This is a genomic window from Pseudomonadota bacterium (assembly GCA_022572885.1).
In the GTDB taxonomy this organism is placed as follows: Bacteria; Pseudomonadota; Gammaproteobacteria; order Steroidobacterales; family MnTg04; genus MnTg04.
Window position 1 is genome coordinate 1 of sequence record JACZVC010000053.1, and the last position, 5,954, is coordinate 5,954.

The window sequence follows — 5,954 nt, forward strand, 5'->3', positions numbered from 1 at the left end:
CTGGGCGCAACTTTGTTATCCCTATGGGTCATCAAAGAAAGACGCGCTGGAAAAGCTGCAGTTTGACTTATATTATGTAAAAAACCACAACCTGATGTTCGACCTGATGATCCTGCTGCAAACCGCGGAAGTGGTGTTCCTCGGCAAGGGGGCGCGTTGAACATGAGGGCACGGAGCGACAGGCGGTGAGCAGCTTCGGTACAGTCAGTTACGCATTGGCCGCCGTCCTTTTTGGGATCCTCGCGATCCTGCTGCTGACCTCGTGGCGCGGCCGCCTGCAGGGCGGGTTGTTGATCGGCGCGAGTATCGTCACGGTCATCTGGGCAACGCTGATCGCCATGCAGGGTAAAACTCCGACCATACCGCTGGCCGGTGTGGTGACCGCGGAGTTTCTGCGTGCTGGTGTCTGGATGATGTTCCTGTCCAATCTCGCTTCAGCGGTGGGCGTATCCAGCCTGACTCGCAGGCTGGCGCATCTCACCTGGGCGGGCGCACTGGTAATCGCGTTGTTGCTGTGGTGGCAAAGCTCGGGTTTGTCCACGGATGCGAGCGGGGCGGTGATGGTGCCCGGCGGCCTTGCCGTGGCACTGATGGGCCTGATCCTGATCGAACAGATCTATCGCAACGCGCCGGCACAAACTCGTCCTGCCCTGAAATACATCCTGTTCGCCATCGGCGGCCTGTTCGCTTACGACTTGTTTCTGTACTCGCAGGCTTTCCTGTTCAAGGCCATTTCCACCGATGCATGGAACGCGCGCGGCCTGGTCAACGCGATGCTGGTGCCGTTTCTTGCCCTGGCGGTGCGCCGCAACCCGAACCTGTCGCTGGAACTGTTCGTGTCCAGGCACGTGGTTTTCTATTCCACGACCCTGACCGCGGTCGGTATCTACCTGGTCGCGATGTCGGCCGGCGCTTATTACATCCGCTTGTTCGGCGGGACCTGGGGCGGCGTCGTGCAGATCGTATTTGTCGCCGGCGGCATCGGCATATTGCTGGCCTTGCTGACCAGCGGCTCGTTGCGCGGACGCCTGCGGGTCTTCCTGGTCAAGCATTTTTACAAGAACAAGTTCGATTATCGTGAAGAATGGCTGCGGCTGATCGGAGAAATGACGACGCAGTCGGGCGGCCGCGACTTGTACGCGATGCCGGTGCGCGCGTTATCGCATATTGTGGGCAGCGACGGCGGCAGTCTCTGGCTCTACGACGAAACCCGGAAGATCTATGACTGCCGTGCCAGCGTCGCTACCGAGGAAATCCTCGAAACCCTGCATGAGGACGACAGCCTCGTCGAGTTCCTGCAAGACCGGCACTGGATCATCGAGATGGAGGAGTGGCGGCGACACCCGGAAAATTACGCCAACCTGGCGATGCCGAGTTGCCTGATCAAGGATTCCGGCACCGCCTTGATCGTCCCCTTGCTGCTGGGTGAAAAACTGACCGGTTTCGTGGTGCTGCATGCCGGGCAACGGACCGAGGGTCTGGACTACGAAGACCGCGACTTGTTGAAAACCGCGGGGCGGCAGCTTGCGACTCACATCGCCCGCCATGAAGCCGTTGAGCGGCTGACCGAAAGCCGCCAGTTCGACGCTTATCACCGGCTGACCGCTTTCATCATGCACGACATCAAAAACCTGGTCGCGCAGTTGTCGCTGCTGGTCGGTAACGCCGAAAAACACAAGGCCAACCCGGAATTCGTCGACGACATGATCGAGACGGTCGCCAACTCGGTGGATCGCATGAACCGGTTGATGGATCAGTTACGCCATGGCGAGCCGCAGGAGCAAGTCGAGAGCATGGAGCTGCGCGAAGCCGCCGAGCGGGCGATCCGCCGCTGTGACGAGCGCCGCCCGGTCCCCGAGTTGATCGGCAACGCGGGATCCGTGCGGGTCAAAGTGGACTCCGCTCGCCTCGTGCAGATGCTCGAACACCTGATCCGCAACGCCCAGGATGCGACGGCCGACGATGGCAGCGTGCGCGTCCAGATCCTCAAAAAGTCGTCGCAGGCCTGCCTGCGGGTCGAAGACAGCGGCAGCGGCATGGATGAAGAATTTATCCGCGAAAGATTGTTCAAGCCCTTCGACAGCACCAAGGGAACGCGGGGCATGGGCATCGGCGCCTACCAGGTACGCGACTACGCGCGGACGATGGGCGGGCAGATCAATGTGTACTCGGAGCCGGGCAAGGGCAGTTGTTTTGAAATTCTGCTGCCGCTCGATATAAGCAGTGACAAGAATGTAGCCGTTGCCGCCGATTCGCTGACCGGTACCGGCTGAAGAAAACCACAGGGTGAACTGATGGCGAAAGATGAAAAAAACAAACTGCTGATCGTCGAGGACGACATGGGGCTGCAGAAACAGCTCAAGTGGTGTTTCGCAGACTACGAGCTGTCGTTCGCCGACGACCGTGAATCGGCGATCGCCCAGTTGCGGCGCAACGAACCTGCCGTGGTCTTGCAGGACCTGGGTTTGCCACCGGATGCCGAGGGCGTCAGCGAAGGCATCGCGACGCTGGAAGAAATCCTGACGCTCTCGCCAGAGACCAAGGTCATCGTCGTTACCGGCAATGACGACATCGAAAACGCGGTCCGCTCGGTAGGCCTTGGGGCTTACGATTTTTACCGCAAGCCGGTCGATACCGATGTGCTCAAGCTGCTGGTCGAACGGGCATTTTCCATGTGGCATCTCGAGCAGCAGAATCGGCGCTTGCTGAACGCCAGCGGCAGCATGCCGATCGATGGCGTAATCGCGGTCAGCAAGGAAATGCAGCAGGTCTGCAGAATGGTCGAGAAAGTCGCGCCCAGCGATGTCTCGGTATTGATTCTCGGCGCCAGCGGTACCGGCAAGGAGTTGCTGGCCCGTGCGGTACACGGTCTCAGCGACCGCAAGTCACAGCCTTTCGTCGCGATCAACTGCGCGTCGATCCCCGACAACCTGCTGGAAAGCGAGTTGTTCGGCCACGAAAAAGGCGCGTTTACCGGCGCCCACAAACAAACCGTGGGCAAGGTTGAAACGGCTGCGGGCGGTACTTTGTTCCTCGATGAAATCGGCGACATGCCGCCCGCGTTGCAAGCCAAGATGCTGCGCTTTTTGCAGGAACGGGTGATCGAACGCGTTGGCGGCCGCAAGGAAATCCCGGTGGATGTGCGGGTAGTCTGCGCGACCAACCAGGACCTGCAGGAAATGATAGCCAACGGCGCCTTTCGCGAGGACCTTTATTACCGGATCGCGGAGGTGATGATTGACCTGCCGTTGCTCAAAGACCGCAGCGGCGATATCTCCGCGCTGGCCTACCTGATGCTGGAGCAGTTCAGCGTCAAGCAAGGCAGGTCCCGCCGCCGCTTCAGCCAGGACGCGATCCAGGCGATGGAAGCATACGCGTGGCCCGGCAATGTTCGCGAGTTGCAGAACAAGATCAAGGCGGCCAGCGTGATGGCGGAAGGAAAACTGATCACCGCGGAAGATCTGGCCCTGGCTGTGCCGGACGGCCTGATGATGAATCTGAAAGCGGTGCGTGGAGAGGCCGAAAAAGACGCGGTGCAAAAAGCGCTGGCGGTGGCACGCGGCAATGTCGCCAGGGCGGCCGAATTGCTCGGCGTCACGCGGCCGACGCTGTATGACCTGATCAACCGCCACCAGGTCGCGAACGGCAAAAGCAATGAGCAGGAGCTTATTGTTAAACGAAAAGGCGAAAAACTGTGACGCAGTTCACAGTTATGCAGAATCTCGCCGGTTGCGCTGCAACGCCTGTCAAAGCAGGTATAGAATACCTTGTAAATAATTGAAAAAATAAGGAATTATTGAGTTACACGATAAGAATATGGCCGTACAGAAACAAAAAAACGAATATTTGGGATCATGGACAAATGCCGGCGACCGCTGACGACAATCATTTATCGGTGACAAGTCAGCCTGCCGTCAGCTCCGGCCCGGCCAACTGGCCGCTCCTGCTGGTCTGTCTCGCCGTCGCCTCGCTCGGCATGGCGCCGGCTTTCGTTTCCCTGTGGCCCAAGTGGTGGGATTCATTTACCTATTCGCATGGCTTGCTGATCGTCGCGATATCGCTGTGGCTGATGTGGCGGCAACGCGACGCGATCAACGACGCCGCAACGGAAAAAGGCTGGTGGGCGATACCATCGCTGCTGGCTGCGCTGTTCCTGTGGACCTTGTCGTTCGCCGCCAGCGTCGCAATAGGCATTGAAGCGATGTTGCCGGCCGTACTCTGGCTCACCGTTGCCGCTGTCTTCGGACTGAAAATAGCGCGCCGACTGGTTTTCCCGATCGGGTTTTTGTATTTCGCGATCCCGGCCTGGGATTTGATCAACGGCGCTTTGCTGGCAGCTACCGTGAGCGTGGTCGATGGGATCCTGGATCTGCTTCGCGTGCCGGCCTGGATCCAGGGCAACACCGTGCAGATTCCATCGGGTGCATTCGAGATCGCCGGTGGCTGCAGCGGCTTGCATTTCTTCATCGTTGCGCTGGCGATCAGCGCCTTGTACGGGCATTTGTATTATCGGCGGTTTTTGAACAAGGGCTTGCTGATTGGCATCGCGGCCTTGTTCGCGTTGCTGACCAACTGGCTGCGCGTGTCCACCATTATCATCGTCGGCCACCTGACCGAGATGCAGAGCTTCCTGGTCAAGGTCGATCACTATTATTTCGGCTGGGTGTTGTTTGGCCTGATGCTGATCCCGTTTTTCTATGTCGCGAGATCCATCGAGCTGCGCGAGGCCAATACAAAGAAGCCACCCAACCCGGCAACGCCTGCCGCTGCACAAACACAAATGCGGGTCAATCCCGGGCTGATCTCAGGTATTTGCGTGATGTTGCTGCTGCCGGCCCTGGTTTGGGGGCAGTCGCTGACGCGTCAGGCCACACCGGTGACGATTGAATTGCCGGCGGTCGCAGGCTGGCATGGCCCGTTGTCCACGGCGGTGTCCTGGCAGCCACATTATCCGGGGGCCAGCGGTGAGACGCTGATGGCGTACCGGCTAGGCGGTATCGAAATCGATGTCTATGCCAACTGGTATGTGAACCAGGCGCAGGGCCGGGAACTGATCGGTTTTGGCAATGACATTGCGGGCCTGTCGGTCTGGCGAAACGCGGGGGCTGGCAGCGCATCGATCGTGTTGCACGCCGGCGGGCGGGCCAATGTGCGGGAAATTGTGTTGCAATCGAGCAGGCAGGGTAAGCGCCTGGTCTGGTACTGGTACCAGGCTGGATCGCGGAGCCTGGTGTCGCCCGCCAAGGCCAAGCTCTGGCAAGGCTGGCAGGCGATGTGGGGGGACAGCGGGACCGGCCTGGTGGCTTTGTCCATGGTCTGCGCCAGCGACTGTACGGCAGAAAGACAAACGCTGACGGACAGTGCCGGCGGCATTTACCAGGAAATCAAAACGAGCTTACACGCCGTGATCCGCGCGGAATCAAAAACGGGAACAGAGACATGAATATGACAACAGCGCCGGGAAAAACCGGCCCCACAAGTACTGGTCCCGCAAAAAGGGGCTCGCTCGTCTTGCTGGCGTTGCTCTTGTCCGTCGGTGCATGCGATCGCGACCCGGCGAGCCGCCTTGAACTCGCGCAACAGAAAGTCGCCGATAACGACTATGTCACCGCGATCATCGAATTGAAAAATCTCCTGCAATCGTCGCCGGACAACATCGCAGCGCGGTTGTTGCTGGCGAGAGTATCGCTGGCCCTGGGCGATCCGCTGGCGGCCGAAAAGGAATTGAATGTCGCGCTCGATCTGGGCACGGAAGCCAGTGCGCAGACTGCCCTGCATTATGAAATTCAACTTACGCTGGGCGGCCACGCCGGCATCCTCGAAGCGCTCGATCTCGATGGCGGCACCGATGGGCTGAGCGCTACGCAGGCCATGGAAATTCGCGGGCTGGCGTTGCTGGGTCTGGGCAGTTCGATCGAGGCGGAGACGTTTTTCCGGCAGGCACTGGCAATCGA

Annotated in this window: 5 protein-coding genes; all 5 read left to right on the forward strand. The window is 59.5% G+C overall.

Annotated elements, in window-relative coordinates; genetic code table 11:
• Positions 1-160 (forward strand): sugar transferase (locus tag IIA05_12710; GenBank protein ID MCH9027952.1); only part of this gene is annotated, 160 nt, incomplete at its 5' end.
• 25 nt (positions 161-185) lie between these two features.
• Entirely contained in the window at positions 186-2,273 is a 2,088-nt protein-coding gene (gene prsK, locus IIA05_12715) for a PEP-CTERM system histidine kinase PrsK (protein MCH9027953.1), read from the forward strand.
• A gap of 21 nt (positions 2,274-2,294) precedes the next feature.
• Entirely contained in the window at positions 2,295-3,698 is a 1,404-nt protein-coding gene (gene prsR, locus IIA05_12720; GenBank protein ID MCH9027954.1) for a PEP-CTERM-box response regulator transcription factor, read from the forward strand.
• 164 nt (positions 3,699-3,862) lie between these two features.
• Entirely contained in the window at positions 3,863-5,443 is a 1,581-nt protein-coding gene (gene epsI, locus IIA05_12725) for an EpsI family protein (protein ID MCH9027955.1), read from the forward strand.
• A partial coding sequence (locus IIA05_12730; GenBank protein MCH9027956.1) for a tetratricopeptide repeat protein occupies positions 5,440-5,954 on the forward strand: 515 nt, incomplete at its 3' end. The genes epsI and IIA05_12730, both read left to right, overlap by 4 nt.

What these genes read in the sequence shown, in the direction of transcription:
- prsR (MCH9027954.1), top strand. Translation starts at nt 2,295, where the DNA reads ATGGCGAAAGATGAAAAAAACAAACTGCTGATCGTCGAGGACGACATG.
- epsI (MCH9027955.1), top strand. Translation starts at nt 3,863, where the DNA reads ATGCCGGCGACCGCTGACGACAATCATTTATCGGTGACAAGTCAGCCT.